Below are 24,768 nucleotides of genomic sequence, written 5' to 3' on the forward strand. Positions count from 1 at the left end.
CCAGGCCGACTACCGACACACCACGGCTACCGCTGCTTGACATAAACATTAGGCAGCACCCTCCTACTGGTGAGTAAACCCCAGCATGGCACAAGCCGAGGCCGCACTCACCACCCCGAGCGCCCGGTGCACGCGCCGACCACCGCGACCCCGCCGAGCAACCCGGCCCAGCCGAGGTCCAGCACGACGACCGTGCCGCCGACGACGAATCCGCCGAGCAGCAGCACCGCCTGCCCTGCCCAGCAGCGTGCGGAACCCGCCGCTCAGCCCGCCCGCGACGAGGCCGGGCAGCACCACGAGCGTGAGCAGGGCGGGTGACCCGCTGCGGCTCACGACCACCAGCGCGGTCAGCGTGACCCCCGCGGACGCGAGCAGGAGGGTGAGCCCGCGGGCCGGGCCGATGCGGTCGAGCAGGCGGCCGGTGAGCGCCGTGGCGAGCAGGGTGAAGGCCAGCGGCGCCATCGCCGAGGGCAGCCGGGCCAGCTGCATCCCCGCCGACCACCGCCAGTAGGCACGGGAAAGCGTCATACGACGACTCTCGCGAAACCCCGCGCGGTGCGATACCGCCGAACCGATCGTGGCGCGGCCCTCCCGGCGGGCCTACCCTGAACCGCGACTCACGCAGAGGAGCGAATTCATGCGAATCGTCCACTATGGACACGCCTGTGTGCTGCTGGAGACCGACGGCGCGCGGATCCTGCTCGACCCGGGTTCGTTCTCACAGGGGTTCGAGAACGAGCGCGAGCTGGACGCCGTGTTCATCACGCACCAGCACTTCGACCACATCGACTCGGAGAAGCTGCCCGGCCTGCTCGAAGCGAACCCCGGTGCGCAGCTGATCGTCGACCCCGGCACCGCGGACACCGTCACGAAGCTGGGCCTGGAGTTCCGCGTCGCCAACCCCGGTGACGCCTTCGACATCGCGGGCACCGCGGTCAACGCCGTCGGCGGGCAGCACGCCGTGATCCACCAGGACATCCCGGTCATCCCGAACGTCGGCTTCCTGTTCGACCACGGCGCCTTCTACCACCCCGGCGACTCGTTCCACGTGCCCGAGCAGAAGGTCGACGTGCTCGGCCTGCCCACCGGCGCGCCCTGGCTCAAGGCGGGTGAGGCGGTCGACTTCCTCCGCGCCGTCTCCCCGCGCGTGGCGGTGCCGATCCACGAGGCGGTGCTCGCGAACCCGGCCATGCACTACGGCTTGTTCACCAACCTCGCGCCCGAGGGGTCCGAGGTGCGCGTCGCGCCGCGCGGCGAGGCCGTCAAGCTCTGATAGGTGCTGCCGAAGGCCCGGTTCTCCAGCGCCACGTCGACCGCGTCGAGCAGTGCCTGCCGGAGGCCGGGCCGCGTGAGGTCGGCCGCGTCCACGCCCAGCCGGACCAGGCCGCCACGCCGTGCCGCGCGGGCGGACGCGAGCACGAGCGCGAAGCACCGCAGTGTCTCGGTGCGGTGCGGCTGGTTCGCGAAATCGTGCACGCGGGCGCGCAGCACCCTCCTGGCGTCCAGGACGTGCACCGCGTTCGCGTCGGCGCAGAGCCGGAAACCCTGCGCCCGCACGGCGTCCAGCGTGCCGCGGGACGCGAGCCACCGCGGCGGCGCGAACCCGTCGGCGACGAGCCCGGCCCGCTCGAACGCGCTCTGCGCCGCGATCAGCCGCAGCCTCGCCTCGTGGGCGGGCAGCGCGGCGAACTCGGCCTTGCGCCCGAAATGCGCGCGGTGCGCGGGCGCCACGCGGTGGTCGAACCCGTGCAGCAGCAGGCTGTCGCCGGTGCGGACGCGGGTGCGCACCCACTCCGTCACCGCCTCCGTGCCGGCCAGCTGCGGGGTGAACAGCAGGGACAGCGGGACCTTCCGCCGGTCGAGCTCGGCGGCGAGGTCCGCGCAGCGGTGCAGTGTCCGGGGGCCGATGCCGGAGAGCGAGACCAGCAGACGGGCGTCCATGTCCCCATTGGGACAGATCGAGGTGGCGGTGTGCTTACCGTGAGGTGACGGTCCGCCACCGACCGCGCTACAGGATGGGCGCCGGCACGTAGTTCGTGGCCTCGGGGAACCGCGCCAGCACGCTCTCCACCTGCTTCGCCACGCTCGCCACCTGCTCGGCCGCCACGCCGGTGAACGACAGCTTGTCCGCGAGCAGCCGGTCCAGGTCCTCGCGGCTCAGCGGCAACCGCTCGTCGGCGGCGAGCCGGTCGAGGAGGTCGTTGTGCGTCAGCCCCTCCTCGCGCATCGCGAGCGCCACCGCGACCGCGTTCTCCTTGATCGCCTCGTGTGCCGTCTCCCGGCCCACCCCGGCGCGCACCGACGCCATCAGCACCTTGGTGGTGGCGAGGAACGGCAGGTAGCGGTCGAGCTCCCGCGCGACGACGGCGGGGAACGCGCCGAACTCGGTGAGCACGGTCAGGAACGTCTCCAGCAGGCCGTCGAGCGCGAAGAACGCGTCCGGCAGCGCGACCCGGCGCACCACCGAATCCGAGACGTCACCCTCGTTCCACTGGTCGCCCGCCAGCTCGCCGGTCATCGACAGGTAGCCGCGCAGCACCACGGCCAGCCCGTTGACCCGCTCGCACGAGCGCGTGTTCATCTTGTGCGGCATCGCCGACGAACCGACCTGGCCGGGCTTGAAGCCCTCGGTCACCAGCTCGTGGCCCGCCATCAGGCGGATCGTCTTCGCCAGGCTCGACGGCGCGGCGGCCAGCTGCACGAGCGTGGAGAGCACGTCGAAGTCCAGCGACCGCGGGTACACCTGGCCGACGCTGGTGAACGTGCGGGAGAAGCCGAGGTGCTCGGCGATGCGCCGCTCCAGCAGGTCCAGCGTGGCCTGGCTGCCGAGCAGGTCCAGCATGTCCTGCGCCGTGCCGACCGGCCCCTTGATGCCCCGCAACGGGTACCGGCCGATCAGGTCGTCGAGCCGCTCGAACGCGACGAGCAGCTCGTCGGCGGCGGTGGCGAACCGCTTGCCCAGCGTCGTCGCCTGCGCGGCCACGTTGTGCGAACGGCCCGCCATCACCAGGTCGGAGTGCTCGACGGCCAGCGCGGCGAGCCGCGCCAGCACCGCCGCGACCCGGCCGCGGATCAGCTCCAGCGACCGGCGGACCTGCAGCTGCTCGACGTTCTCGGTGAGGTCGCGCGACGTCATGCCCTTGTGCACGTGCTCGTGCCCGGCGAGCGCGTTGAACTCCTCGATGCGGGCCTTCACGTCGTGCCGCGTGACGCGCTCCCGCTCGGCGATCGAGGCGAGGTCCACCTGGCCGAGGACCCGTTCGTAGTCCTCGACCACGCCGTCCGGCACCTCGACACCCAGCTCCCGCTGCGCCTTCAGCACCGCGAGCCACAGCTCGCGCTCCAGCACCACCTTGCGTTCCGGCGACCACAGGGCGACCAGCTCGGCGGAGGCGTAGCGGGAGGCGAGCACGTTGGGAATGCGGGGCTTGTCCGTCACGCGTCCAGCCTAATGGGTTAAAAGGAGAGGTTCGGATCGGTGGCCAGCTGCAGGAACGCCGACTCGGGCACCCCCGCCCACTCCGTGGCGTCGTCGTTCCAGCGGTTGACCTCGACGAGGCTGCCGTCGGTCCGGAAGTGCGCCGCGGACAGCCCCATCTCCCACTTCGCGAACACGGTGACACTGCCGTCCGCCAGGGTCTGGCGGTTGTAGCACTGCCACCGCGCGCAGGCGCTGTCCACGCCCTCGCTGTGCGTCGGCGCGCTGATGACCAGCTCCAGCGGGTTCTCGTGCCCCTCGACCTTGACCCTGATGCCGAGCACCGGATCCCCTTCGACGCCACCCATGCCCGTCACCGACTCGACCCGCACACCGGTGAGCACCTGCGGCGCGTGCGTCCGCTCGTAGTCCACGAGCTCCTGCTCACGGCGGTTGGGCACTCGCGAGGCGGGTGCGGGTTGCGTGACGGTGACGGTGGCCTTCGGCGAGTCGGCGACCGGCAGCGCGGGCTCCTCGTCGTGGCCTGGTGCGACGATCACCGCCGTCGTCGCGACCGCCACCACCGCGGCGCCGGTTGCCCAGGTAGCCCGCCGCCGCTTCGCGGTGCGCTTGGCGTGGGCGATCAGCCGGTCGGGGTCGATCGCCAGCGGCGGCTCGTCCCGCACGGCGACCCGCAGCGCGTGGCCCAGTTCCTGCTCGTTCATGCGATCTTCAGCCCCTTCCCCGGTTCCAGCCGGTCGACGATCCGCGCGAGCGCGGCCAGCCCACGGGCCGTCTGGCTCTTCACATTCCCCTCGGAGCAGCCGAGGACCGCGGCCGTCTCGGCGACCGAAAGCTCGTCGAAGTACCGCAGCACCAGCACGGCGCGTTGTTTCGGCGGCACCTCGAGCAGCCCGCGCTGCACAACCGTCCTGGCCCACAGCCGCTCCGCCCGCGCCGCCGGGTCGAGGGTCCCGTCCGCCACCTCGGGCACCACGTCGTGCCCGGATTCCCGGCGCCGCCACGGTTTGCGCTTCTCGTCCAGCCACGTCCGCAGCAGTGTGCGGCGCACGTAGTGGGCGATCGCCTCGTCGTGCCGCAGCTTCCGCCAGGAGCGGTAGATCTTCAGCAGCGTCGTCTGCGTGAGGTCCTCGGCGAGGTGCCAGTCACCGCACAGCAGGTAGGCGAACCGCCGCAGGCCGGCGGCGGAGGTCGTGGCGAAGTCCCGGAAGCCCGCTTCGGCCGAGTCGTCCATCGGCTCCCCCTTTCACCCGATTACTCACGACGCCGGGGGTGCCGGGGTTGCACGCGTCAGCTCAGGGCATCCCGCAGCATGGCGCCCGCCGCGGCTCGCGGATCCGGATCGGCCTCGATCAGGGCGTTCACCACGGCTCCGTCGACCAGCGCGACGAGCTGCTTGAGGCGCGGCAGGTCGATCGGCATGCCGGAGCGCGCGAAGATCTCGGTGAGCAGCTCGTACAGCTCACCCTGCATCGCCCGCGTCAGTGGGCGGAGGTAGGGGCGGCGGCCGGTGGTGATCAGCCCCTCGTACCGCAGCAGCACCGCCTCGAACGCCCTGTCCTCACCCAGCAGCTGGTCCAGCACGAGCTCGACCAGCGCGTCCACGCTGCGCGGCTCGGCGCTGAGGTGCGCGAGCTGCTCCCAGCCCCGCGCCAGCTCCGCCCGGCCGCGGTGCTCGACGGCCGCGGTGATGAGGTCTTCCAGCGAGTCGAAGTAGTACGTCGTCGAGGCCAGCGGCAGCCCCGCCCGCTCGGCGACCGCGCGGTGCCGGATCGCGTCGAAGCCACCCTCGGCGAGCAGTTCGGCGGCGGCCACCACGAGAGCGGCCCGCCTGCGCTCGCCCTTCGGCGTGCTGGCGGCGGTCATCCCCAGAAGATAACCGCGACGCGCGGCGTCTCCGTGAGGGGTGGCGGTCGGACCTAAAAACTGCTTGACAACGCCAGCGCGATGCCCGGCAGCCGCGTTTCCAGCGGCGGCGCACTGCCCGGATCCGGCGTGCTCAACACGACCAGAGTCCCGCCACTCGCCGTGCGTTGCTCGACCGGGATCGAGCCGTCCCTGAGCGAGGGAAGCCGCATGGCCATCCCGGCGGGGGACAGCGTCACCGACACGAACCCGCTTCGATCACCATCCGTGACGTGGAACCCCACCGATCGGGTGGCCGTCGGACAGAGGGGGCCAGGCGAAGGCCCGGTCACCCCGGTCGCCGGGAGCTCGCCAGCGAGGGCAGTGGCGAGCTCCCGGTCGACCTTTTCGCACCCGGAGGTGCCTTCGGCCCGAGGGCCGTCCTTCCCGTTCCCGCCACTTCCCTGCAAGGACGAGGGAACGGGAAAGGTCTGTGGAGGACGCTCCGGGGCCGCCACCGGTTGCGCCGGTCCGGAAGTCGTAGACCGAAAGTAGGACACTCCGGCGATCCCGGCAGCGCCGAGCACGACGACCAGGCACGCGACGGTCAGCAGCACCGCGGACCGGCGCCGCGCGGTCGCCCTGGCGGAGGCCGCGGTCACGTCGCCGAGCGTGAAGCCGGGTGGCGGCGGCTCGCCCGGCGCGGCCCGGAACAGGGCCCGCAGCTCCTTCTCATCCACGCGTCTCCACCTCCTCGCCGAGTGCCGCGCGCAGGTGTGTCAGCCCCCGCGCCGTCTGGCTCTTCACGTTCCCTTCGCTGCAGCCCAGCGCCTTCGCGACCCCGGCGACGTCCAGCCCCTCGAAGTACCGCAGGACCAGCACCGCCCGCTGCTTCGGTGGCACCTGCCGCAGCGCGGCCAGCAGGTCCGCCCGCAGCGCCACCTGCTCGTCGAGCCGCTCGGCCGCCGGCTCCGGCTCCGGCAGCCGGTCGACCTGCTGCTCCCTTCGCCAGGGCCGCCGGGACTCGTCGATCGAGGCCCGCACCAGGGTCCTGCGCACGTAGGCGTCGAGCGCACCGCGGTCACGGATGCGGCTCCACCTGCGGTGCAGCGCGACGAACGCCGTCTGGGCGAGATCGTCCGCGCGGTGCCAGTCCCCGCACAGCAGGTACGCGGTCCGGCGCACGGAGTCCCGCCGAGCGGCGAAGTACTCCGCGAACTCCTGCTCCTCGTGCTCGTCCACCGGCCTCCCGGACGTCTCACTGTGTTGGACGGAAGCACTGCCCCTTACGGTTGCACGGCGCCTTGTAGATCAACTGGGGCATGTGATGTGATCTAACCGTGACCTCACACGACACCGCTTCGCTCGATTTCCGCTCGGACACCGTCACCCAGCCGGATGAGGCGATGCGGAGAGCGATGGCGTCCGCTGAGGTCGGGGACAACGTCCTCGACGGGGATCCGACCATCAAGGCGCTGGAAGAGCGCGCGGCCGCCGTGCTCGGCATGCCGGCCGCGCTCTGGACGCCCAGCGGGACGATGGCGAACCTCATCGCCTTGAGTGTCCACCTCCAGCGTGGTGACCGCTTCCTCGCGCCGAAGGGCGCCCACGTGCTGGTCAACGAGCTCGGCTCGGCCGCGTGGCTCGCCGGCGGCATGCCCGACCCGCTGGAACACGACGCGGGCCCCGGCAGGCCGACCCCGGAAACGCTCGCCGCCGCGATCGGCCCCCGCAGCGGCCCGTACTTCACGCTGCGCACCACGCTGTTGTGCCTGGAAAACACCCACAACGCCTCGGGCGGCGCGGTCATCCCCCCGCACGAACACGCCCAGCTGCTGTCCACCGCGCGGCAGGCGGGCCTGCGCGTCCACCTCGACGGCGCGCGCCTGTGGCACGCGGCCGCGGCGCTCGGGTTGCCGCCCGCGGCGCTCACGGTCGGCGTCGACACGGTGTCGGCCTGCTTCAGCAAGGGCCTCGGCGCGCCTGTCGGTTCGGTCGTGGCGGGCAGTGCGAACTTCGTCGAGCGCGCCAAGCGGATGCGGCAGATGCTCGGCGGCGGCGTGCGGCAGGGCGGGGTGCTCGCCGCGGCCGCGCTGGTGGCCCTCGACCGCGTCGGTGACCTGGCCGAGGACCACGAGAAGGCCCGCAAGCTCGCCGCCGGGCTGGCCGACCTCGGCTGGGAGGTCAACACCCCCGAGACGAACATCGTGCTGGCGAGGGTCGCGGACCTCGAAGTGACCCTCGCGTCCCTCGGTGCACAAGGCATCCTGGCGTCGACGCTCGGCGGGAAAGTACGGTTCGTGACGCACCGCGACCTGTCGATGGCGGACGTCGAGGAGGCGTTGCGCCGGATCAAGGCTGGGGGACATCCGTGACCTGGTACGTCTTCGACTACGGCGAGGTCATCTGCGGCCGGACGGACGCGCTGCCGGAGCTGGCCGCCACGCTGGGCGCGGACCTCGCCGAGTTCGAGCCCCACTACTGGGCGCACCGCGACGCCTACGACCGCGGCGCGAGCGACCTCGAATACTGGGGCGCCGTCGGCGAAGCGCTCGGCGTGCCCGTGGACGAGTCCACTTCGGACACTCTGACGCGCATCGACATCGAGGGCTGGTCCCGCCTCGACCCCGCGTCGCTGGAACTCGTCACGTCACTGGCGGAATCCGGTGCGTCACTGGCCTTGCTGTCCAACGCGCCGTCGTCGTTCGCCCGGTTCGCCGAACGGCAGGACTGGGCGCGGCACTTCCGGGTGCGCGTGTTCTCCGGTGACGTCGGCGTCGCCAAGCCGGACGAGGAGATCTTCGAACTGCTGCTCGCCCGCCTGGACGCGCAGGCGGGCGAGTGCGTGTTCTTCGACGACCGGCAGTCCAATGTGGACGGCGCGAAGGCGGTCGGGTTGCGGGCGCACCTGTGGCAGGGCACCGAAACCGCGGTCAGGGCAGGCGCTTCGGTTCCTTCCGCCCCTTGATCGCCCCGTAGGCGGCGCTGCCGAGGAACACCGCGCCACCGATGATCGCGACCCAGACCAGGGCCTTGACCAGGAAACCGACCACCGACCCGATCACCATGAACGCCAGCCAGGCGACGATGAGTGCCCCGACGATCTTCCAGAACATGGCATCCCTCCGGTTACCGCGCGAGCCGTGCGGCCCGCTACGAGCCAGACTCCCACCTTCTGGGTCGTGAAGCCCGCTGTCTGGCGAACGTTCAGGGGAAGACCGGGGTTCCCCCTGACTCGAGCCAGGCCCCGAGCCGCCGCACGCCCTCGGAGACGTCCTCGCTCGCGCCCGCGAAGGAAAACCGCACGTATTCGCCGCCGTGCACGGGGTCGAAGTCGATGCCCGGCGTGATGGCGAGCCCGGTGTCGGCCAGCAGCCGCTGGCACCAGCCGAGGCTTTCGGTGGTGTGCTTCGAGACGTCCACGTACGCGTAGAAAGCGCCGTCCACGGGCGCGACGCGGTCCAGCCCGATGCCGCGCAGGCCGTCGAGCAGCAGGTCCCGGTTGGCGCGGTAGTGGGCGACGTGCCCGTCCAGCTCGGCGTAGGACTCGGGCTCGAACGCGGCGACGGCGGCGTGCTGCGCGAGCGCGGGCGCGCAGATGTTGAGGTTGCCGGTGAGCACGTCGACGGCGCGGTGCAGCCGCCGCGGCACCAGCATCCAGCCCAGCCGCCAGCCGGTCATCGCGAAGTACTTGGAGAACGAGCCGAGGACGATGGCCTCGGGTGAGCTCTGCCAGGCGCAGCCGAGCTCGGCCTCGTAGGAGATGCCGTGGTAGATCTCGTCGCTGATCAGCTGCACGCCGCGGGCGGAGCACCAGCCCGCGATGGCGGCCAGCTCGCCGGGCGGCAGCACCGTGCCCGCCGGGTTGGTCGGGCTGGCGACGACGAGCCCCGCGATCGGACCGAGCTCGTCGAGCTGCTCGACGGTCGGCTGGAAGCGGGTGTTCTCGTCGGTCTGGAACTCGACGACCTCACATCCCAGCGCTGACAACAGGTTCCGGTAAGCCGGGTAGCCGGGCCGCGCCATGGCGACGCGGTCCCCGGCGTCGAAGGCGGCGAGGAACGACAGCTGGAAGCCGCCGGAGGAACCGGTCGTGACGATGACGTCCTCCGGGCTGACGTCCAGCCCGTAGCGGCGGTCGTAGTGTCCGGCGATGGCCTCCCGCAGTTCGGGGATGCCGAGCTGCACGGTGTAGCCCAGGTTCCGCTCGCGCAAGGCTCGCTCGGCTGCCTCCAGCACCGGCCGGGGCGCCCCGGCGGTGGGCTGCCCGGCGGCGAGCGAGATCACGTCCCCGTGCGTCCGCCGCCGGGCTTCCGCGGCGGACAACACCTCCATGACGTGGAAAGGCGCGACGTCCGCACGCCGCGACGGACCGGGGAAGGTGGGGGTCTGAGCCATACCCTGAGATTAGGACGTACGCGAACGACGCACGACGCATGTGGTGAAAAGCGCTGGTCCCGGCCCCGGTGTGAGGGCTACGGTGCCGGGGACTCCCTGGGGCGAGCGGAGGAGGCACCCCGTGTCGTGGGACTTCGTCATCGGAACCGACCACCCGGACGGATCGCGGTACACGGTGTACTGGAACGTCTCGTCGGGGGTCGGCAGCTGGGTGCTCGAGCAGATCTACGAGGGTGTCACCGACGAGGAGCTGAAGGCAGAGCTGCGGCCGTTCGTCGAGGGCCGGTACGGGTACATCCCGCTCGGCGCGTTCGGTGAGCCCCAGCTCGAGCAGATCGTCGCCGTCATCCTCGGGCCGCTGTCGAACGCCGCACGCCGGGAATGGCCGCCCGACGAGGATCCCTTCGCCGTGGCCGACCACATCGAAGAGCTGATCGCCGACACGCGCGACTGGCTGGAGGCGGTCAACGCCCACCGCCGTGCCGAGGGACGCGCGGAACTGCGTCCTTCCCCCGGCCCGGCGCCGGACCGCACGGCCTAGTACCCCACGTAACCGCCGCCGTGGGCCATGGCCTGCAGGCCCGGCGTGTTGGCGATGCTGCCGTAGCGGCTGATCGTGTACCGGACACCCGCGATGATGTTGTCCACCGGGTTGTAGATGTCGTCGTGCCCCGGCAGCTTGTGCGCGTTGAACGTCGAGTCGATGCACTGCATGAGCCCCTTGGACGGGTGCCCGGCGGCGGCATTTGAGTTCCCGGTGAGGAAGACGTGGTCGTCCTCCCGCGCCGTCCACGTGCCCAGCTCGGTCGTCACGCACCAGACGTCCGCCCGCCCGGCGTGCGCCAGTTCGAGGAAGGCACCGGTGACGACCGGGTTGTTGCCGTGCACCGACGCTTCCGCCTGCCAGCTTTCGGGCGCGTTCGACCGGCGGCTGTACAGCACTCGCGGGCGGCGGCCGGACAGGTACACGGCGACGGTGATCGCTTCGAGCACCGAGCCGGGTGCCTGGTAGATCGCGACGCGTGAGCCCCCGCTGCGGGTGCCTTCGGCGTCGGTCACGGCCTCCAGCCAAGCCGCGCGCTGGTCCGTCGACATCGCGAGGACCTGGGACAGCGCGTCGGCCTTCGGGTGGCCGGCGCGGGCGAGCAGGTCCTGGGCGTACTCGTGGTCGAGCCGGAACTGGTGCCGCGGCCCGCAGCCGCCCCGGTCGTCGACGTACAGCGCGTGCGGAACGCCGTCGAGCAGTTCGCGCAGTTTCGCGGCGAGGTGCGGCTTCGACTGGGCGATCGTCATCGTCGGCCGGTGCTTGCGGCGCTCCACGTGACCGTCACCCGCGATCCAGCCCAGGATCGCGGCTTCGCGGACCGAGATGTCGAGCCCGGCGGGTGTCTCGGCAGGCGCGGCGAGCACGAGCCGGTCCCGGCTGCGGACGTCCTGCGTCCGCACGAACGACGGTTCTGTCGAATACTCGTTGCGCTGCTCCGGGCACGTGGTGGGCCCGGCGGGGCCGAGCACGTGCCTGCGCGGCAGGTTGACCCACTTGTGGTTCGGCGTGGTCGTCGCGTGCCAGCGCGAGTTGTGCAGCCGCACGAGCGGCGCGTCCGCGTGGTGGACGACGCGGGTGATCGGGGTCCACTCGCTGCGGCCGGTCGCGGGGTTGAAGCCGATCGTGCGGTCACCCACCACGACCTCGTCGTGCTTGAGCCAGCCGCGCTGGGTCAGGATCGCGGTGTCGAGCGGCACGCAGTCCCACAGGTTGATCGCGTGCGGGTTGCCGCCCGACTCGTGCTGGATGATGGCCCAGATGTTCTTGATGTCGGCTTCCGAGACGTTCACCCCGGCGGCCTGCAGCTCCTTGATGGCCTCCTCGATCCACTGCTGCACGTTGCCGGGCGGCTGACCGACGGGCGGGCCGCCGCTGGGGCCGAGGCCACCGGCGCCACCGCCCCCACCGCCGCCTCCGCCACCGCCGCCGGAGTGGTGTGACGAACCACCGCCACCGCCGTGGATGCCGCCCGTGCTCTTCATCGCCTGCGGGGTGGTGCCCAGCGGCGGCACGGACGAGTACCCGCCCTCGACGTCCTTCTGCACCAGGCCCATCACGCGCTGGATCTCCTGGTTGGCGGCGTTGAGCTTGTCGCTGATCTGGCTCGCCGCCTCGCTCGCGACCGCGCTCGTCGCCTGCGTGTTCTCGGCGATGATCTGGTCCGGCGTCTTGGCGGGCGGGGCGGCGCCCTCCTTGTGCGCGGCCACCGCGTCCAGCTGCGCCTGCGCCGCGTCGGCGGCCGACTGCGCCTGCTGGTTCATCCCCTCGATCTTGCCGTGCGCGTCGTCGCGGAGCTGCTGGACCTCCTTCTGCGTGCGGTCCAGGAAGGACTGCAGCGTGCCCAGCTCGTTCGCGACCTCGTCGAGGTGGTCGTTGACCTTCTGGCCCGCGTCACCGATCTTCTTGACGTAGTCGAAGAACGCGTCGGCCTGCGGGCCGGTCCACGTGCCGCCGCCCAGTACCGCCGTGGCGTTGCGCAGGGCGGCGCTGTGGTCCGCCGAATCCTTCGACGCCTGCCGGAACTGGTCCGCGACCCCCTGGATCGCGGCCGGGCGCACGTTCTCGACCTGCTGCGTCTTCGTCTCGACGTCGTTCCAGTTCGGGGGGAACTCTGCCTTGGCCATCAGTCGAGGCTTCCGTCCTTGACGGTGATGCTGTCCGCGGCGGCGGCCTCGGTCTCCCGCAGCACCCGCGCCGCCTCGCGCAACGCGCCACCGGTCGAGTTCATCAGGTGGGCCGCCGCGTCGAACTGGCCGTGCATGCGGTCGCGGAACGAGTGCAGCGCGTTGACCGCGTGCTCGGACGGGTGCGGCTCACCGGGCCGCTCGTCCGGGTGCCGGATGTCGCCGAAGGGGTTCGGGCCGGCGACGCCGACCATCTTGTCCTTCGACTGCTTGAAGTGGTCGTGCAGGGCCTCGACCCTGCCCGCGACGTGCTCCAACGAGTCCGGATCGTTCTGCGGCACCTCGTCATCCCCCTTCGCGAAGCCTCGTTCCGCCTGTTCGGACGCCTGCCCGGGGCCAGCGGTTCCCCGATCTTCCCAGCACCGCTCAGACCTCGTCGAGCAACTCCCAGATGCGCGCCGCGAGCAGCTGGTTGTCCGCCGGCGCGACGGTCACCCAGTCCTGGCCGTCACCGCCGCCGCCGAGCTGCACCAGGTACCGCCCGGCGTCCGTGTCGGAGAAGCCGATCACGCGCCCGGCCCGGTGCATGACGCCGTCGCGGCCGAGCCGCTCCACCCCGAACTGCCCGCGGGCGACGAGGCCGACCATCATCCCCGCCAGCTCCTGCGCCTGCCACAGCTCCACCCCCCGGTCCTCCAGTGCGGTGACCAGCGCTTTCGGGTCGCCCTGCGCGTCGGCGTCGGCGGCACGCAGGACGTGGTGCGGCACGCTCACCGACCGGCCGACACCGGCGGGCAGCTCCCCGGCGACCGACACCGCGGACTCCGGCAGCGACGTGTCACGCGCCGGGATCAGCCACACCTCGTCGCGGTCCACGACGCCCAGCAGCGCCTGCCTGCCCGTGCTGACCGCGAGCCCCTTGATCTCGCGGTCGGTCCACACCCACACGTCGATGGACACCTTGGGCTGCGCCAGCAGGTTCAGCTGGTCGACCAGCCCGGCCGAAGCGCGGCCGCCGGCGGCCAGCCCGCGTGCCTCCAGCGACCGCCACGCCTGCTCGACGAGCGCGCGGCGTTCGGTGTGCGTGCGGCCGGGGCTCGGTACGCGCAGCGCCGGGTGCAGTGGAGGCAGCCGTTCGGCCTCCCACAGCACGTCGAACTCCAATGTGGACAGCACCAGGCTGCCGCGCGTGCTCACTCTTCCGGCAGGGGCTTGCCGCCGATGAGGTCCGTGGAGACCTCACGCGGGTCGCTGAACAGGTCGCGGTCGTCCACGCCGTACCGCCGCACGTGCAGTGCGTCCTCGTCGCCGTCCTGCGTGGCGGCGGGTTCGAGGATCGAGCGGGTGTGCTCCGCGCTGGGCGGCTCCGGCGCGGCCTTGCGGGCGAGCAGCGCCTCCTCTTCCTCGGGCAGGTCGCCCACCGGCAGCTGCCGCACGCGCTTCCCCGCCTGGTTGCGGCCGGGGCGGCGGTCCCGTTCCCGCTCACCGCTCGTGGCACCGGCCGCGCCCGCCGCGCCGATCGCGGGCGCACCCTCGGCGAGCGCGCTCACCCCGCCCGCGGCCCGCACGTTCGCGAGCCCGGGGCCGACGTTGACGCCGCCGCTCGCGCCGCCCGGCACGGAACCGAACACCTTTCCCTTGCCCAGCACGGCTTCCCCGCCCGCCGCCGGGCCTCGCGCCGTGCCTTCGACGGCGCCTGGACGACCCGGCGATCCGGCCGTCCGGTCCCCGCCCGCGGGCGCTCCCGCCGTCCGGTCCCCGGCGCGGGTTTGTGGTTGCTCGGCGGTCGATCCGGGCACGCCGGTGGCCGAGGGCGGCAGGGCGGTGGCCGATCCCGGGCGGGCGAAGGACTCCTGCTGCTGTTGGCTCTGCTGCGCCGAGCGCTGGTGCCCGACGACGTTCGGCAGCGGCTCCGTGATCGGCGCTCGTGCGGCCGGGGAGGTGGAGCTGGGGGTGGTCACCTGCGAAGGCGGGGTGACCACGGCCGCGCTGCGGTGCGCGGCGGGGATGCCGAGCGGCGGGGTCGGCGCGGACGTCGCGGCGGGCGGCGGGGCCGCCGCCGCGACGGGGGCGTGGTGCGCGGGGGCGTTGCGGACCGGCGCGTCCTTCGCGCCCGCCGCGATCGTCGGATCGGCGTCGGGCACTGACGAGACCGGCGGCACCTGCGTGAGGTTCGGGCCCGCGACGGACTCGACGCCGCCGCCGAGCGAGGTGTGCAGGTCCATCGACTGCGGGTCCTCGACGGGCTGCGACGCGGCCAGGTAGTTCCCGCTGTCGTGGGCGTAGGCGTTCAGCGCGTCGATCGCCTGCGCCTTCGCCTCCAAGCCCTGCCGCACGCTCGCCGCGTGGTCGGTCTCGAAGCCGAACAGGCTGAAGAACGAGTCCGCCATGGTGAAGTGGCCGTCGCCCTGCCGCAGCGCCTCGGGGTCGGGCAGCTTGTTCTTGGTGCGGTTGAACGCCTCGCCCTGCTCGAAGATCAGCTGGGCGGCCTCGGCGACCTTGGTGTTGGCGTCCGCGGAGAACCCGGCCTGCCCGGCGAGGACGGTGCTGGCCTGCCCGCCCGCCTTGCTCTGCCAGGAAACGCCGAGCGCGCCGAGCTGCTCGCGCAGCGTCGTGTCGGTTTCGGAGAGCGCGGCCGCGATCCGCTTGAGCGCGTCCACCGCGTCACCCATGGCCGCGGTGCCGCCGCCGGCGCGGAACTTCTCGACCTCGGCCGCGAGCGAGGCCGCGTCGTAGCCGTCGAACCGCTGGTCGCGGAGTTTCTCCACGAGCGTCGGCACGTCGTAGCGGCTGCTGTCGAAGGTGCTCACTTCACCGTCTCCAAGGTCTCGACCGCCATCTTCGCCACGGTGGTGGCCATGTCGCACAACTGCCACTGCGGGAACGACCCGTCGTCCGGCGCGACCTGGGCCCGCAGCGTCTGCCCGTCGGCGACGCCGACGAGCGTCTCGCAGCCCTCGTCGCCGGGAGCGTAGTTCAGCAGGGCGGGGAAACCCGGCACGTCGGCCGGTTCCCGCACCAGGCTGGACCGGTGGTGCGCGCCGGTGAGCCAGTCCCGGATGTCGGCGGTGGGGATGGTTTCGAGGTAGTAGGTGTACGTCGGGGTACGGGCGTCGACGTCGAAGGCGCACGTCGGGCCGTCCCGCTGCACGTCCTCGGCGAGCTGCCGCGGGGCGCCGTTCTCGCCCAGCTGGTCGAGCTGAGCCGGCGTGAGCAGCGCACACGGATCTTTGCCCAGCAGGGAGAGGTCCTTGGCGCGCGGAGGCAGCTCCGGGGTGCGCGACGTGGACGGCGCCGGCGCGGCGACGCCGCCGATGCTCGACGTGCAACCACTCAGCGTGAGCATCGCGAGGAACACCGCACTACCTCTCGGCGGCATGGCGGTCCCCGAGCGCCGCGACCTTCTCGTCCTCGCCCGCCTGGTACGTCTCGGCGGCCTTGCGCAGCTGCGTGGCGAGCTTGCGCAGCTGTTCGATGTAGTGCCGGACCCTGGCGGCGTACGAACCGTCGCCGTGAGCGACCAGCCTGTTCCACGCGTCGACCGCGGTGGCGCTGACCACGTCCTGCGCCGGGGGTTCGAGCGTCAGCGCGCCCAGCGACTGGTTCACGCGGTCGGCGAGCGCGTCGGCCTGGTCGTTGATGATCTTGGCGACCTTGAGCACGTCGTCCGGGTCGATCGTGAGGTCCATCGCCCCGGGCACTCCGGGCACGGACGTGCTCAACGCGCTCACGGTGCTGTCTGCCATGGTGCGCACTCTCCCGGGTACGGACGGTAGCCGTCTCCAGCAGGCTACCAACGTCACGCCGGTCGTGGGCCCGGTTCCGGCGATCAGGCCGGGACGGTCACGCCGCCCTCGGCCGCCCGCAACGCGATGTCCGTGCGGTGGTGGGAACCGGCGAGGTGCACCTTCGCGACGCGCTCGTACGCCTGAGCCCGGGCCGCGGCGAGGTCCGGCCCGGTGCCGACGACCGACAGCACGCGGCCACCGTGGGCGACCACCGCTCCGTCGTCGCGACGGCGGGTGCCCGCGTGCAGCACGCCCTCGGCCTCCGCGCCGGTGATCACGTCACCCGCGCGCGGCACGCCGGGGTAGCCGTCGGCGGCGACCACGACGGTGACCGCGGCGCCGGGGTGCCACTCCAGCGGCGGGTGCTCGGCGAGCGTGCCGGTGGCGGTGGCGTGCAGCAGCCCGGCGAGCGGCGTGGCCAGCAGCGCCAGCACCACCTGGGTCTCGGGGTCGCCGAAGCGGCAGTTGAACTCGATGACCTGCGGGCCGTCGGCGGTGAGCACCAGCCCGGCGTAGAGCAGGCCGGAGAACGGGGTGTCCCGTGCGGCGAGCTCGTCGACGACGGGCTGCACGATGTCGGCGACGATCCGCTCGGCGAGGCCTTCGGGCGCCCACGGCAGCGGCGCGTAGGCGCCCATCCCGCCGGTGTTGGGGCCGGTGTCGCCGTCGCCGACGCGCTTGAAGTCCTGCGCGGGCAGCAGCGGCACCACGGTGCGGCCGTCGACGAGGCAGAACAGCGACACCTCCGGACCGTCCAGGTAGGACTCCAGCAGGACGGGGTGGCCGCCGTCGAGCAGGGTCATGGCGTGTGCGCGGGCGGCGTCGTAGTCGCTCGTGACGACCACGCCCTTGCCGGCGGCGAGCCCGTCGTCCTTGACCACCCAGACCGGGCCGAAGCGGCCGAGCGCGTCGTCGAGGCGGGCGGGGTTGTCCACGGTCTCGCTGTGCGCGGTGGCGACCCCGGCGGCGGCCATCACGTCCTTGGCGAAGGACTTCGAGCCCTCGATGCGGGCGGCGGCCGCGGACGGGCCGAAGCACGCGATGCCGGCCTTGCGCACGGCGTCGGCGGCACCGGCGACGAGCGGCACCTCGGGGCCGATCACGACGAGGTCGGCACGCCAGCTCTGGGCGAGCGCGGCGACGGCGTCCGGGTCGGCCACGTCCACGCCGAGCTGCTCGGCCACCGCCGCCGTACCCGCGTTGCCGGGGGCGCACGCGAGCGCGGTCACCGCCGGGTCGTGGGACGCGGCGAGGACAAGGGCATGTTCGCGGGCACCGGACCCGATGACTAGGACACGCACGCCCAGAGAGTAACGGGCGCTTTCCGTACGTTCCGTTCACCCGCCCGACAACACGACGTCGGCCCGTTGTGCCGTGCCCGACGCCATCCCCCGCCAGAGTGGCGCGATGAAGATGCGGAAACGAATGGTGGTGGCGCTGTTGTCCGGGCTCGCGCTGGTGGGCGTGGCCAGTCCGTCGAGCGGCGCCGTGGAGGTCACCCGCAGCGGGGATTCGGGCCCGGTCGTCGTGGGTCACCGCGGCGCCCCCGGTTACCGCCCCGAGCACACGCTCGCGTCCTACGAGCTCGCGTTCCGGCAGGGGGTGAACTGGGTGGACGTCGACCTCGTGCCGACGAAGGACGGCCAGCTCGTCGCGCGGCACGAGAACGAGATCGGCGGCACCACGGACGTCGCGCGGCACCCGGAGTTCGCGTCGCGGAAGACCACGAAGGTCATCGACGGGGTCAGTCTCACCGGCTGGTTCACGGAGGACTTCACGCTCGCCGAGCTGAAAACCCTGCGGGCCACCGAACGCATCCCGGACGTGCGCCCGCACAACACGATCTACAACGGACGGTGGCAGATCGCCACGTACCAGGAGGTCCTCGACCTGACGCGGCGACTGGGCCGCGAACTGCACCGCACGCTCGGCACCTACCCCGAGGTCAAGCACTCCACGTACTTCAGCTCCATCGGCAACCCGACCGAGCCGAAGCTGGTGGCGCTGCTCAACCGCAACGGCCTCAACCGCCCGAACGCGCCGGTGGTGATCCAGTCGTTCGAGGTGGGCAACCTCAAGGCGTTGAGCAAGCAGGTGCGGGTGCCGCTGCTGCAGCTGACGTCCGCGACGGGCGCCCCGGCGGACTTCGTCGCGAAGGGCGACAAGCGCACGTACGCGGACCTCGTCACCCCCGCCGGTCTCAAGGAGATCTCCACGTACGCGGACTACCTCGGCCCGGACAAGAACCAGATCATCCCGCGCGACGCGGCCGGAAACCTCGCCGCACCCACGACGCTGGTCCGTGACGCTCATCACGCGGGCCTGAAAGTGGCGCCCTACACCTTCCGCAACGAAAACAGCTTCCTGCCCGCGAACCTGCGTTCGTCCGCGGACCCGGCGGAATGGGGCGACATCTTCGCCGAGGAATCCGCTTTCCTGGCAACGGGAATCGACGGTTTCTTCGCGGACCAGCCGGACACGGCGTTGCTGGCGGTGAGCGGTGCGTAGCGCTCGGTCCGGCGCTGCGGGCTTCAGGGCAGCGGGTCTGCCCTCAGCCCGCGGATCAGGTCGGCTGGATCCATTTCGAGCGCCTCGGCGATGGCGAGGATGCCGGGCAGTTCGAGACGTTTCGGTTTGCCGCGTTCCAGGCTGGACAACCAGCTGATCGCCATTCCGGCGGAGTAGGCGAGATCCTGTTGAGTGAGGTCGAGCGCTTTCCGCCGGGCCCGGACGCGCCTGCCCAGTTCGGGGATCGCCGCTCGGGCGGTGCGGTTCGGCGTCGGCACGCGGCAACTTTGGTTGGACAACCTTGATCTGACCAGAGTTGATCATACGGCCTCGGCTGAAGAGCCTGGACCAGAGTTGTATGGTCAAGGTTGTCCGCAGGTCGGAGCCGCCTTGCTCGGAAGATTGAACCCGTACGCGCTACAGTGCGCACCAAGGCGCGTCCTACCGCGCCTCGTCGCAGACGGTGGCGAAGGTGCCTGGAACCGCTCGCAAGGAGCGGTCCCAGGCAGGTGAGCTGTCAGAACCGGTGCAGGGCTGTCAATCCGTAAAGCACCAGTGCTGTGATCACCGCGACGCCGCTCGCCGTCACCTCCATCCGGAGTGTGACGGCGAGCCGGAGCGTCGCCCTCGGCCCTCGCCGGCGCCGCTGGCGCTTGTGGCTCATGGGCCACCACCTTTCCCTCCGGTCGGCGGGCACTCGGGCCCCCGACCGCCGGGGCACTTCCCCGGCGGCCGCGCGGGGAAGCTCGGTGGCTGGCGCAACAGTAGCGAGCCGGGCCGGAAAAGCCGCGCACCAGGGCTGTTGCGCTCAGTGATGGATTCGTCGCGGAATCAGCTGCTCGCGAAATTCTGTAGCGTCTGCTTTTTCCGTTTCGATACCCTCAACGACAGTTGAGGGGGTTCGCAGGGCGGCGGTGCTTCTCATGGCCTGCCGCCCTGCCCTTTTTTCCTGACTCGGAACGGGATCTGATGACTACTGCTGAGCCAAGACCCGCGGACTCGGACAAGCTCGACTCCGGGGTGCTCAAGATCGCCGGGGTCGTGGTCCTCGGCGCCGTCATGGCGATTCTCGACACCACGGTCGTCAACGTCGCGATCCAGGCGCTGACGCTCGAGTTCAAGACGTCGTTCGACACCATCCAGTGGGTCGTCACCGGCTACATGCTCGCGCTGGCGACCGTCATCCCGGTCACCGGCTGGGCGTGTGACCGGTTCGGCACCAAGCGGCTGTACCTGCTGTCGATCGGGCTGTTCCTGCTCGGCTCGATGCTCGCCGGCATGGCGTGGAACATCGAGTCGCTCATCGCCTTCCGCGTGCTGCAGGGGCTCGGCGGCGGCATGCTGATGCCCGCGGGCATGACGATCATGACCAAGGCCGCGGGCCCGCACCGGGTCGGCCGGGTGATGGCCGTGCTCGGCGTGCCGATGCTGCTGGGCCCGATCGGCGGCCCGATCCTCGGTGGCTGGCTCGTCGACGCCGTGAGCTGGCGCTGGATCTTCTACATCAACGTGCCGATCGGCGCGATCGCGTTCCTGCTGGCCCTGCGGCTGCTGCCCAAGGACGAGTCGCGTCCCGCGGAGAAGTTCGACTTCCCCGGCATGCTGATGCTCTCGCCCGGTCTCGCGCTGCTGATCTTCGGCGTGTCGAAGCTCCCGGCGGAGGGCGGCATCTCGTCGACGAGCGTGTGGCTGCCCGGGCTGCTGGGGATCGTGCTGATCGCGGTGTTCGTGCTGCGGGCCACCCGGATCGCGAACCCGCTCGTGGACCTGAAGCTGTTCAGGGACAGGACGTTCTCGACCGCGATGATCACGATGACGTTCTTCATGGCCGCCTTCCTCGGCGCGATGCTGCTGCTGCCCACGTACTTCGTGCTCGTGCGCGGGGAGTCCGCGCTGCAGGCGGGGCTGCTGATGGCGCCGCAGGGGCTCGGCGCGATGCTGACGATGCCCATCGGCGGCCGGCTGGCCGACAAGATCGGCGCGGGCAAGATCGTGGTGCCCGGCATCGTGGTGATCCTCGTGGGGCTCGCGTTGTTCACCCAGGTCGGCGCCGACACGCCGTACCCGCTGCTGATGGCCGGGCTGTTCGTGGTGGGCCTGGGCATGGGCTTCACGATGATGCCGATCAGCGCGGCGGCGCTGCAGACGCTCACCCAGCGCACGGTGGCCAAGGCGTCGACGACGATGAACATCGTCCAGCAGGCGGCGGGCGGTATCGGTTCGGCCGTGATGTCGGTGGTGCTGGCGAGCCTGCTCGCGGGCAAGTTCGGAGTCCCGACGAGCCAGGGCCAGCTGGCCGCCACGGCGCTGCTGATGAACCCGCAGACGCACGACACGGCGGCCGGCGCCTCGGCCGACGCGTTCGCCTCCACGTTCCTGTGGTCGCTGGTGCTGGTCGCGGTGTGCCTCGTCCCGGCGTTGTTCCTGCCGAAGCGCCCGCCGGTGCGCAAGGAGGACGACGAGCAGGTCGTCGCCCCCGTGCTGCACTGACTCCGTTCGCACCCCGCGGGTTTCCGCGGGGTGCGAACGCGTTTCCCTGGGTATGGGTCAGTGCATGGAACTCGTGACCCTGATGGCGGTGCTCGCCGGGGCCCTCGGGCTGACGGCCGTCGCACGGCGGTACAACCTCTCGGCCCCGCTGCTGATCGTCGTGGTGGCGCTGGCGGTGTCGTACCTCCCCGGGGTACCCCGGATCGAGCTCGAACCGGAGCTGATCCTCACGCTGGTCCTGCCGCCGCTGCTGTACTCGACGGCGCTGGACAGTTCCTTCGCGCAGTTCCGCGCCGCCTCCCGGCCCATCATCGCGCTCGGGGTCGTCCTGGTCGTCGTCACGGCGTTCGTCGTGGGGTTCGTGGTGCACCTGGTGCTGCCGGAGCTGCCGCTGGCCTCCGCGCTCGTGCTGGGTGCCGTGGTCGCCCCGCCCGACGCCGTCACCGCGGTCGCGATCGGGCGGCGGCTCGGGTTGCCACGCCGGCTGATGACCGTGCTCACCGGCGAAAGCCTCGTCAACGACGCCGCCGCGCTGACCCTGTACAAGATCACGCTGGCCGCCGTGCTGGGCGCCGCGGGCTCGATCGGCCACGGGTTCCTGATCTTCCTGGTCGCTGCGGTGCTCGGGATCGCCGTCGGGCTGGTGGCCGGGCTGCTCGTCGGCTTCATCCGCCGCAAGCTCGACGACCCGCTGATGGAGTCGGTGTTCGGGATCATCGTGCCGTTCGCCGTGTACGTCATCGCCGAGCACATCCACCCGTTCTCCGCCGACTTCAGCGGTTCGGGCGTGCTCGCCGTCGTCGCGGCCGGGCTGTACCTCGGCAACCAGTCCCTGCGGTCCGGTTCCGCGACGCGCGTGCAGGACTCGTCGGTGTGGGCGTCGCTCGACGTGCTGCTCGAAACGCTCGTGTTCGCGTTGATGGGCCTGCAACTGCCGTTCGTGCTGGAGAACATGGACAGCGCCGCGCCCAGCAACGGCGCGCTCGTGCTCGCGGCGGTCGTCGTGCTCGTGGTGACGATCGGGATCCGCATCCCGTACGTGTTCCTGACCGGTGTCCTGCCGCACGCGCTGCGCCTGTTCGGCGGCGAGCGCACCAGACCACCGCTGCGGTACTTCACGATCCTGTCGTGGACGGGGATGCGCGGCGTGGTGACCCTCGCCGCCGCCACCGGTGTGCCGCTCGTGACGAGCACCGGCGCCCCGTTCCCCGGCCGCGAGGAGATCCAGCTGTTCGCGTTCGTCGTCGCCGTCGGCACGTTGCTGATCCAGGGGCTGACGCTGCCCGTGTTGATCCGCCGGATCGGCATCGACCCGGAACTGGAGGCGGAACACGACGACGAGCAGGAGAAGTACGCGAGGGAACAGGCGATGCACGCGGCGATGCGGCGCCTCGACGACCTGATGCCCGAGGTGCTGTCCAAAGTGGACATCCCGGAGGAGCGGGCGGACCGGCTCGTCGCGAGGCTCCGCGGGCTCGTCGAATCCCGCTACCAGGCGGCGATCGCCGGGATCTCGCTCAACAGCGAGGAACGCGAAGCCAGCCCGCACGCCGCGTTCGTCCGCGCGAGACGGGAACTCCTGCTGGCACAACGGGAAGCGGTCCTCGCGTGCCGGGAGGCCGGCGACCTGGACGACGACGTGCTCCGCAAGGTGCTGCGTGAACTCGATCTGGAGGAGCTCTCGCTGTCGGCGACGCTGAACCCGCGCCTCAGCTGAGGCCGACGAGCACGGCGTCCCACCACCTGAGAGCGCTGGCTTCCCGCCGAGGACAGGCGCCATCGTGGGATTTCCGTGAACGGCCGAAGAACTGGAGCGACCATGTCCCTGACCGACGTCATCGAAGGCACCCGCCAGGCGACGGAAGCCGACCCCGCCAACGCCGCCGTCTCGTTCAGCGTGGCGAACGCGCTCGTGCCCGGCACGGCCACCCAGGTCGAGGTGCGGGTGCGCGACCACGGCTTCACCGTCGACGAACCCCAGCCCCTCGGCGGCACCGACGTGGCGGCCAACCCGGTCGAGTACGCGCTCGCCGCGCTCGGCTCCTGCCAGGTGATCACGTACCAGTTCTGGGCGGCGAAGCTCGGTGTCCCGCTGGAGGGCGTCAAGGTGACCGTGGACGGCGACCTCGACCTGCACGGGTTCTTCGGCTTCAACGGCACGCGCCCGGGCTTCACCGACGTCCGCGTCTCCGTCGAGCTGACCGGCCCGGCGGACCGCGAACGCTACGAGGACCTCAAGCGCCAGGTCGACGAGCACTGCCCGGTGCTCGACCTCTTCCGCAACCCGACGCCGGTGACGACGACGCTCAAATGAACTCGTGCCGGACGATGGTCTGATCGCGGCCGGGGCCGACGCCGATGGCGGAGATGCGGGCGCCCGACAGCTCCTCCAGGCGCTCGACGTACGCGCGGGCGTTCGCCGGGAGCTCCTCGAACGTGCGGCACTCCGACAGGTCCTCCCACCAGCCGGGCAGCTCCTCGTAGACCGGCACGGCGTGGTGGACGTCGGTCTGGGTCATCGGCATGTCCTCGGTGCGGAAGCCGTCCACCTCGTACCCGACGCACACCGGCACCTTCTCCAGCCCCGACAGCACGTCGAGCTTGGTGAGGAAGTAGTCGGTGATGCCGTTGACCCTGGCCGCGTACCGCGCGATCACCGCGTCGAACCAGCCCGTGCGCCGTGACCGGCCGGTGGTGACGCCGAACTCGCCACCGGCCTTGCGCAGGTGCTCGCCCATCTCGTCGTGCAGCTCGCTCGGGAACGGGCCCGAGCCGACACGCGTCGTGTACGCCTTGAGGATGCCCAGCACGGTCGTGATCCGCCCCGGCCCGATGCCGGACCCGGCGCTCGCGCCACCGGACGTCGGGTTCGACGAGGTCACGAACGGGTAAGTCCCGTGGTCCACGTCGAGCAGCGTGCCCTGCGAACCCTCCAGCAGCACGGTCTCGCCGCGCTCCAGCGCCTTGTTCAGCTGCAGCCGGGTGTCGGCGATGCGGTGCGCGAACTTCTCGCCCGCGGCCAGCACCTCGTCGGCCACCTGGTCGGCGTCGAGCGCCTTGCGGTTGTAGACCTTGACCAGCACCTGGTTCTTGAACTCCAGCGCGGCCTCGACCTTCTGGCGGAAGATCTTCTCGTCCAGCAGGTCCTGCACGCGCACGCCGACGCGCGCGACCTTGTCCTGGTAGCACGGCCCGATGCCGCGGCCGGTGGTGCCGATCTTGCGGCTGCCCAGGTACCGCTCGGTGACCTTATCGATGGCCACGTGGTACGGCATGATCAGATGGGCGTCGGCCGAGATGAGCAGGCGGCTGGTGTCGACGTCGCGCTTCTCCAGCCCGTCCAGCTCCTCCAGGAGCACCCCCGGGTCGACGACCACGCCGTTGCCGATCACGTTGGTCACCCCGGGGGTCAGGATGCCGGAAGGGATCAGGTGCAGGGCGAAGTTCTCACCGCTGGGCAGCACGACCGTGTGCCCGGCGTTGTTCCCGCCCTGGTAGCGGACGACCCACTGGACGCGGTCGCCGAGCAGGTCGGTGGCCTTGCCCTTGCCCTCGTCGCCCCATTGGGCACCGATCAGCACGATGGCCGGCATGTGACACTCCAGGTATTCGGCGAAGATTTGGCAATTG

The 24,768-nt window shown here is 71.5% G+C and carries 27 protein-coding genes and 2 pseudogenes; 8 read left to right on the top strand and 21 right to left on the bottom strand.

Annotation, left to right across the window (positions count from 1 at the left end; genetic code table 11):
- Window positions 1–63: 63 nt before the first annotated feature.
- A complete protein-coding gene (locus tag ABFX51_RS15775; RefSeq protein ID WP_177228717.1) occupies window positions 64–528 on the bottom strand; it encodes a hypothetical protein in 465 nt (154 codons plus the stop codon).
- A 109-nt stretch (window positions 529–637) separates the two neighbouring features.
- Here ABFX51_RS15775 and ABFX51_RS15780 point away from each other — a divergent pair, with 109 nt between their 5' ends.
- Complete coding sequence (locus ABFX51_RS15780; protein ID WP_091507847.1) at window positions 638–1,273, top strand: MBL fold metallo-hydrolase; 636 nt, start codon at window positions 638–640, stop codon at window positions 1,271–1,273.
- Here ABFX51_RS15780 and ABFX51_RS15785 read toward each other — a convergent pair.
- The 7 genes from ABFX51_RS15785 to ABFX51_RS15815 form a co-directional block, all read right to left on the bottom strand.
- Window positions 1,195–1,941, bottom strand: coding sequence for a DUF2334 domain-containing protein (locus ABFX51_RS15785; RefSeq protein WP_091507848.1), 747 nt, complete (start codon window positions 1,939–1,941; stop codon window positions 1,195–1,197). The genes ABFX51_RS15780 and ABFX51_RS15785 overlap by 79 nt on opposite strands.
- A gap of 67 nt (window positions 1,942–2,008) precedes the next feature.
- Window positions 2,009–3,439 (bottom strand): adenylosuccinate lyase, encoded by a 1,431-nt coding sequence (gene purB / locus ABFX51_RS15790; protein WP_091507851.1) that lies wholly within the window; start codon window positions 3,437–3,439, stop codon window positions 2,009–2,011.
- A gap of 17 nt (window positions 3,440–3,456) precedes the next feature.
- Window positions 3,457–4,143, bottom strand: a complete 687-nt coding sequence (locus tag ABFX51_RS15795; RefSeq protein ID WP_091507852.1) for a hypothetical protein — start codon at window positions 4,141–4,143, stop codon at window positions 3,457–3,459.
- Entirely contained in the window at window positions 4,140–4,673 is a 534-nt protein-coding gene (locus ABFX51_RS15800) for an RNA polymerase sigma factor (RefSeq protein WP_091507855.1), read from the bottom strand. Before ABFX51_RS15800 ends, ABFX51_RS15795 begins: the two co-directional genes overlap by 4 nt.
- Before the next feature lie 56 nt (window positions 4,674–4,729).
- On the bottom strand, window positions 4,730–5,305 hold the full coding sequence (locus tag ABFX51_RS15805; protein WP_091507857.1) for a TetR/AcrR family transcriptional regulator: 576 nt from the start codon (window positions 5,303–5,305) through the stop codon (window positions 4,730–4,732).
- A 53-nt stretch (window positions 5,306–5,358) separates the two neighbouring features.
- The gene (locus ABFX51_RS15810) at window positions 5,359–6,024 is read right to left on the bottom strand and encodes a hypothetical protein (RefSeq protein WP_091507859.1); all 666 of its coding nucleotides are present in this window, start codon (window positions 6,022–6,024) and stop codon (window positions 5,359–5,361) included.
- Window positions 6,017–6,526: a SigE family RNA polymerase sigma factor gene (locus ABFX51_RS15815; protein ID WP_091507861.1), complete on the bottom strand. Its 510-nt coding sequence runs from the start codon at window positions 6,524–6,526 to the stop codon at window positions 6,017–6,019. Before ABFX51_RS15815 ends, ABFX51_RS15810 begins: the two co-directional genes overlap by 8 nt.
- Window positions 6,527–6,702: 176 nt before the next feature.
- Here ABFX51_RS15815 and ABFX51_RS15820 point away from each other — a divergent pair, with 176 nt between their 5' ends.
- Together ABFX51_RS15820 and ABFX51_RS15825 are read left to right on the top strand one after the other, a co-directional pair.
- Window positions 6,703–7,659: a threonine aldolase family protein gene (locus tag ABFX51_RS15820; RefSeq protein WP_245783091.1), complete on the top strand. Its 957-nt coding sequence runs from the start codon at window positions 6,703–6,705 to the stop codon at window positions 7,657–7,659.
- On the top strand, window positions 7,656–8,252 hold the full coding sequence (locus tag ABFX51_RS15825; protein ID WP_091507865.1) for an HAD family hydrolase: 597 nt from the start codon (window positions 7,656–7,658) through the stop codon (window positions 8,250–8,252). The genes ABFX51_RS15820 and ABFX51_RS15825 overlap by 4 nt, the downstream gene beginning before the upstream one ends.
- Here the strand turns inward: ABFX51_RS15825 and ABFX51_RS15830 are convergent.
- Window positions 8,218–8,400, bottom strand: a complete 183-nt coding sequence (locus ABFX51_RS15830; protein WP_091507867.1) for a hypothetical protein — start codon at window positions 8,398–8,400, stop codon at window positions 8,218–8,220. The genes ABFX51_RS15825 and ABFX51_RS15830 overlap by 35 nt on opposite strands.
- Window positions 8,401–8,491: 91 nt before the next feature.
- A complete protein-coding gene (locus ABFX51_RS15835; RefSeq protein WP_091507869.1) occupies window positions 8,492–9,682 on the bottom strand; it encodes a pyridoxal phosphate-dependent aminotransferase in 1,191 nt (396 codons plus the stop codon).
- A 121-nt stretch (window positions 9,683–9,803) separates the two neighbouring features.
- Between ABFX51_RS15835 and ABFX51_RS15840 the strand changes: the two genes are divergently transcribed.
- The gene (locus ABFX51_RS15840; protein ID WP_346054116.1) at window positions 9,804–10,223 is read left to right on the top strand and encodes a hypothetical protein; all 420 of its coding nucleotides are present in this window, start codon (window positions 9,804–9,806) and stop codon (window positions 10,221–10,223) included.
- Here ABFX51_RS15840 and ABFX51_RS15845 read toward each other — a convergent pair.
- From ABFX51_RS15845 to purD, 8 genes and pseudogenes are all read right to left on the bottom strand, one after another.
- Window positions 10,220–10,435: pseudogene (locus ABFX51_RS15845) on the bottom strand (transglycosylase SLT domain-containing protein); the annotation flags it as partial. The gene ABFX51_RS15840 and the pseudogene ABFX51_RS15845 sit on opposite strands and share 4 nt — an antisense overlap.
- A 1,641-nt stretch (window positions 10,436–12,076) precedes the next feature.
- A pseudogene (locus ABFX51_RS15850) lies at window positions 12,077–12,352 on the bottom strand (WXG100 family type VII secretion target); the annotation flags it as partial.
- Window positions 12,352–12,693 carry a hypothetical protein gene (locus tag ABFX51_RS15855; protein ID WP_091507874.1) on the bottom strand — a complete coding sequence of 114 codons (342 nt, stop codon included), beginning with the start codon at window positions 12,691–12,693 and terminating at the stop codon, window positions 12,352–12,354. The gene ABFX51_RS15855 and the pseudogene ABFX51_RS15850, both read right to left, overlap by 1 nt.
- Window positions 12,694–12,778: 85 nt before the next feature.
- Window positions 12,779–13,549, bottom strand: a complete 771-nt coding sequence (locus ABFX51_RS15860) for an ESX secretion-associated protein EspG (protein ID WP_091507876.1) — start codon at window positions 13,547–13,549, stop codon at window positions 12,779–12,781.
- Window positions 13,546–15,162, bottom strand: a complete 1,617-nt coding sequence (locus ABFX51_RS15865) for a hypothetical protein (RefSeq protein WP_346054117.1) — start codon at window positions 15,160–15,162, stop codon at window positions 13,546–13,548. Before ABFX51_RS15865 ends, ABFX51_RS15860 begins: the two co-directional genes overlap by 4 nt.
- Window positions 15,159–15,710: a DUF3558 domain-containing protein gene (locus ABFX51_RS15870; protein WP_245783076.1), complete on the bottom strand. Its 552-nt coding sequence runs from the start codon at window positions 15,708–15,710 to the stop codon at window positions 15,159–15,161. The genes ABFX51_RS15865 and ABFX51_RS15870 overlap by 4 nt, the downstream gene beginning before the upstream one ends.
- A gap of 4 nt (window positions 15,711–15,714) precedes the next feature.
- Complete coding sequence (locus ABFX51_RS15875; protein ID WP_091507884.1) at window positions 15,715–16,098, bottom strand: PE domain-containing protein; 384 nt, start codon at window positions 16,096–16,098, stop codon at window positions 15,715–15,717.
- 83 nt (window positions 16,099–16,181) lie between these two features.
- Complete coding sequence (gene purD, locus ABFX51_RS15880; protein WP_346054118.1) at window positions 16,182–17,441, bottom strand: phosphoribosylamine--glycine ligase; 1,260 nt, start codon at window positions 17,439–17,441, stop codon at window positions 16,182–16,184.
- Between the two features lie 112 nt (window positions 17,442–17,553).
- Between purD and ABFX51_RS15885 the strand changes: the two genes are divergently transcribed.
- The gene (locus ABFX51_RS15885; protein WP_428832475.1) at window positions 17,554–18,648 is read left to right on the top strand and encodes a glycerophosphodiester phosphodiesterase; all 1,095 of its coding nucleotides are present in this window, start codon (window positions 17,554–17,556) and stop codon (window positions 18,646–18,648) included.
- A 23-nt stretch (window positions 18,649–18,671) separates the two neighbouring features.
- Here ABFX51_RS15885 and ABFX51_RS15890 read toward each other — a convergent pair whose 3' ends face one another.
- A complete protein-coding gene (locus ABFX51_RS15890) occupies window positions 18,672–18,926 on the bottom strand; it encodes a helix-turn-helix domain-containing protein (RefSeq protein ID WP_346054120.1) in 255 nt (84 codons plus the stop codon).
- 239 nt (window positions 18,927–19,165) lie between these two features.
- The gene (locus ABFX51_RS15895) at window positions 19,166–19,312 is read right to left on the bottom strand and encodes a hypothetical protein (RefSeq protein WP_346054121.1); all 147 of its coding nucleotides are present in this window, start codon (window positions 19,310–19,312) and stop codon (window positions 19,166–19,168) included.
- A gap of 305 nt (window positions 19,313–19,617) precedes the next feature.
- Here ABFX51_RS15895 and ABFX51_RS15900 point away from each other — a divergent pair, with 305 nt between their 5' ends.
- The 3 genes from ABFX51_RS15900 to ABFX51_RS15910 all read left to right on the top strand — a co-directional run bounded on the left by ABFX51_RS15900 (window position 19,618) and on the right by ABFX51_RS15910 (window position 23,452).
- Window positions 19,618–21,138: a DHA2 family efflux MFS transporter permease subunit gene (locus ABFX51_RS15900; protein ID WP_091507891.1), complete on the top strand. Its 1,521-nt coding sequence runs from the start codon at window positions 19,618–19,620 to the stop codon at window positions 21,136–21,138.
- Window positions 21,139–21,202: 64 nt separating this feature from the next.
- Entirely contained in the window at window positions 21,203–22,855 is a 1,653-nt protein-coding gene (locus ABFX51_RS15905) for a Na+/H+ antiporter (RefSeq protein ID WP_346054122.1), read from the top strand.
- A gap of 102 nt (window positions 22,856–22,957) precedes the next feature.
- On the top strand, window positions 22,958–23,452 hold the full coding sequence (locus tag ABFX51_RS15910; protein ID WP_091507895.1) for an OsmC family protein: 495 nt from the start codon (window positions 22,958–22,960) through the stop codon (window positions 23,450–23,452).
- Here ABFX51_RS15910 and ABFX51_RS15915 read toward each other — a convergent pair.
- Window positions 23,445–24,731 carry an adenylosuccinate synthase gene (locus tag ABFX51_RS15915; RefSeq protein WP_346054123.1) on the bottom strand — a complete coding sequence of 429 codons (1,287 nt, stop codon included), beginning with the start codon at window positions 24,729–24,731 and terminating at the stop codon, window positions 23,445–23,447. The two genes, ABFX51_RS15910 and ABFX51_RS15915, sit on opposite strands and share 8 nt — an antisense overlap.
- Window positions 24,732–24,768: the final 37 nt, after the last annotated feature.

Source organism: Amycolatopsis dongchuanensis (assembly GCF_039542405.1).
Classification (GTDB): domain Bacteria; phylum Actinomycetota; class Actinomycetes; order Mycobacteriales; family Pseudonocardiaceae; genus Amycolatopsis_E; species Amycolatopsis_E sacchari.

Bases quoted from the DNA above. Each gene is read 5' to 3' on its own strand.
- ABFX51_RS15915 (WP_346054123.1), bottom strand. From the start codon at position 24,731: ATGCCGGCCATCGTGCTGATCGGTGCCCAATGGGGCGACGAGGGCAAG.
- ABFX51_RS15775 (WP_177228717.1), bottom strand. From the start codon at position 528: ATGACGCTTTCCCGTGCCTACTGGCGGTGGTCGGCGGGGATGCAGCTG.
- ABFX51_RS15895 (WP_346054121.1), bottom strand. From the start codon at position 19,312: ATGAGCCACAAGCGCCAGCGGCGCCGGCGAGGGCCGAGGGCGACGCTC.
- ABFX51_RS15820 (WP_245783091.1), top strand. From the start codon at position 6,703: ATGGCGTCCGCTGAGGTCGGGGACAACGTCCTCGACGGGGATCCGACC.
- ABFX51_RS15830 (WP_091507867.1), bottom strand. From the start codon at position 8,400: ATGTTCTGGAAGATCGTCGGGGCACTCATCGTCGCCTGGCTGGCGTTC.
- ABFX51_RS15795 (WP_091507852.1), bottom strand. From the start codon at position 4,143: ATGAACGAGCAGGAACTGGGCCACGCGCTGCGGGTCGCCGTGCGGGAC.
- ABFX51_RS15835 (WP_091507869.1), bottom strand. From the start codon at position 9,682: ATGGCTCAGACCCCCACCTTCCCCGGTCCGTCGCGGCGTGCGGACGTC.
- ABFX51_RS15785 (WP_091507848.1), bottom strand. From the start codon at position 1,941: ATGGACGCCCGTCTGCTGGTCTCGCTCTCCGGCATCGGCCCCCGGACA.
- ABFX51_RS15805 (WP_091507857.1), bottom strand. From the start codon at position 5,305: ATGACCGCCGCCAGCACGCCGAAGGGCGAGCGCAGGCGGGCCGCTCTC.
- ABFX51_RS15900 (WP_091507891.1), top strand. From the start codon at position 19,618: ATGACTACTGCTGAGCCAAGACCCGCGGACTCGGACAAGCTCGACTCC.
- ABFX51_RS15910 (WP_091507895.1), top strand. From the start codon at position 22,958: ATGTCCCTGACCGACGTCATCGAAGGCACCCGCCAGGCGACGGAAGCC.
- ABFX51_RS15875 (WP_091507884.1), bottom strand. From the start codon at position 16,098: ATGGCAGACAGCACCGTGAGCGCGTTGAGCACGTCCGTGCCCGGAGTG.
- ABFX51_RS15780 (WP_091507847.1), top strand. From the start codon at position 638: ATGCGAATCGTCCACTATGGACACGCCTGTGTGCTGCTGGAGACCGAC.
- ABFX51_RS15800 (WP_091507855.1), bottom strand. From the start codon at position 4,673: ATGGACGACTCGGCCGAAGCGGGCTTCCGGGACTTCGCCACGACCTCC.
- ABFX51_RS15885 (WP_428832475.1), top strand. From the start codon at position 17,554: ATGCGGAAACGAATGGTGGTGGCGCTGTTGTCCGGGCTCGCGCTGGTG.
- ABFX51_RS15905 (WP_346054122.1), top strand. From the start codon at position 21,203: ATGGAACTCGTGACCCTGATGGCGGTGCTCGCCGGGGCCCTCGGGCTG.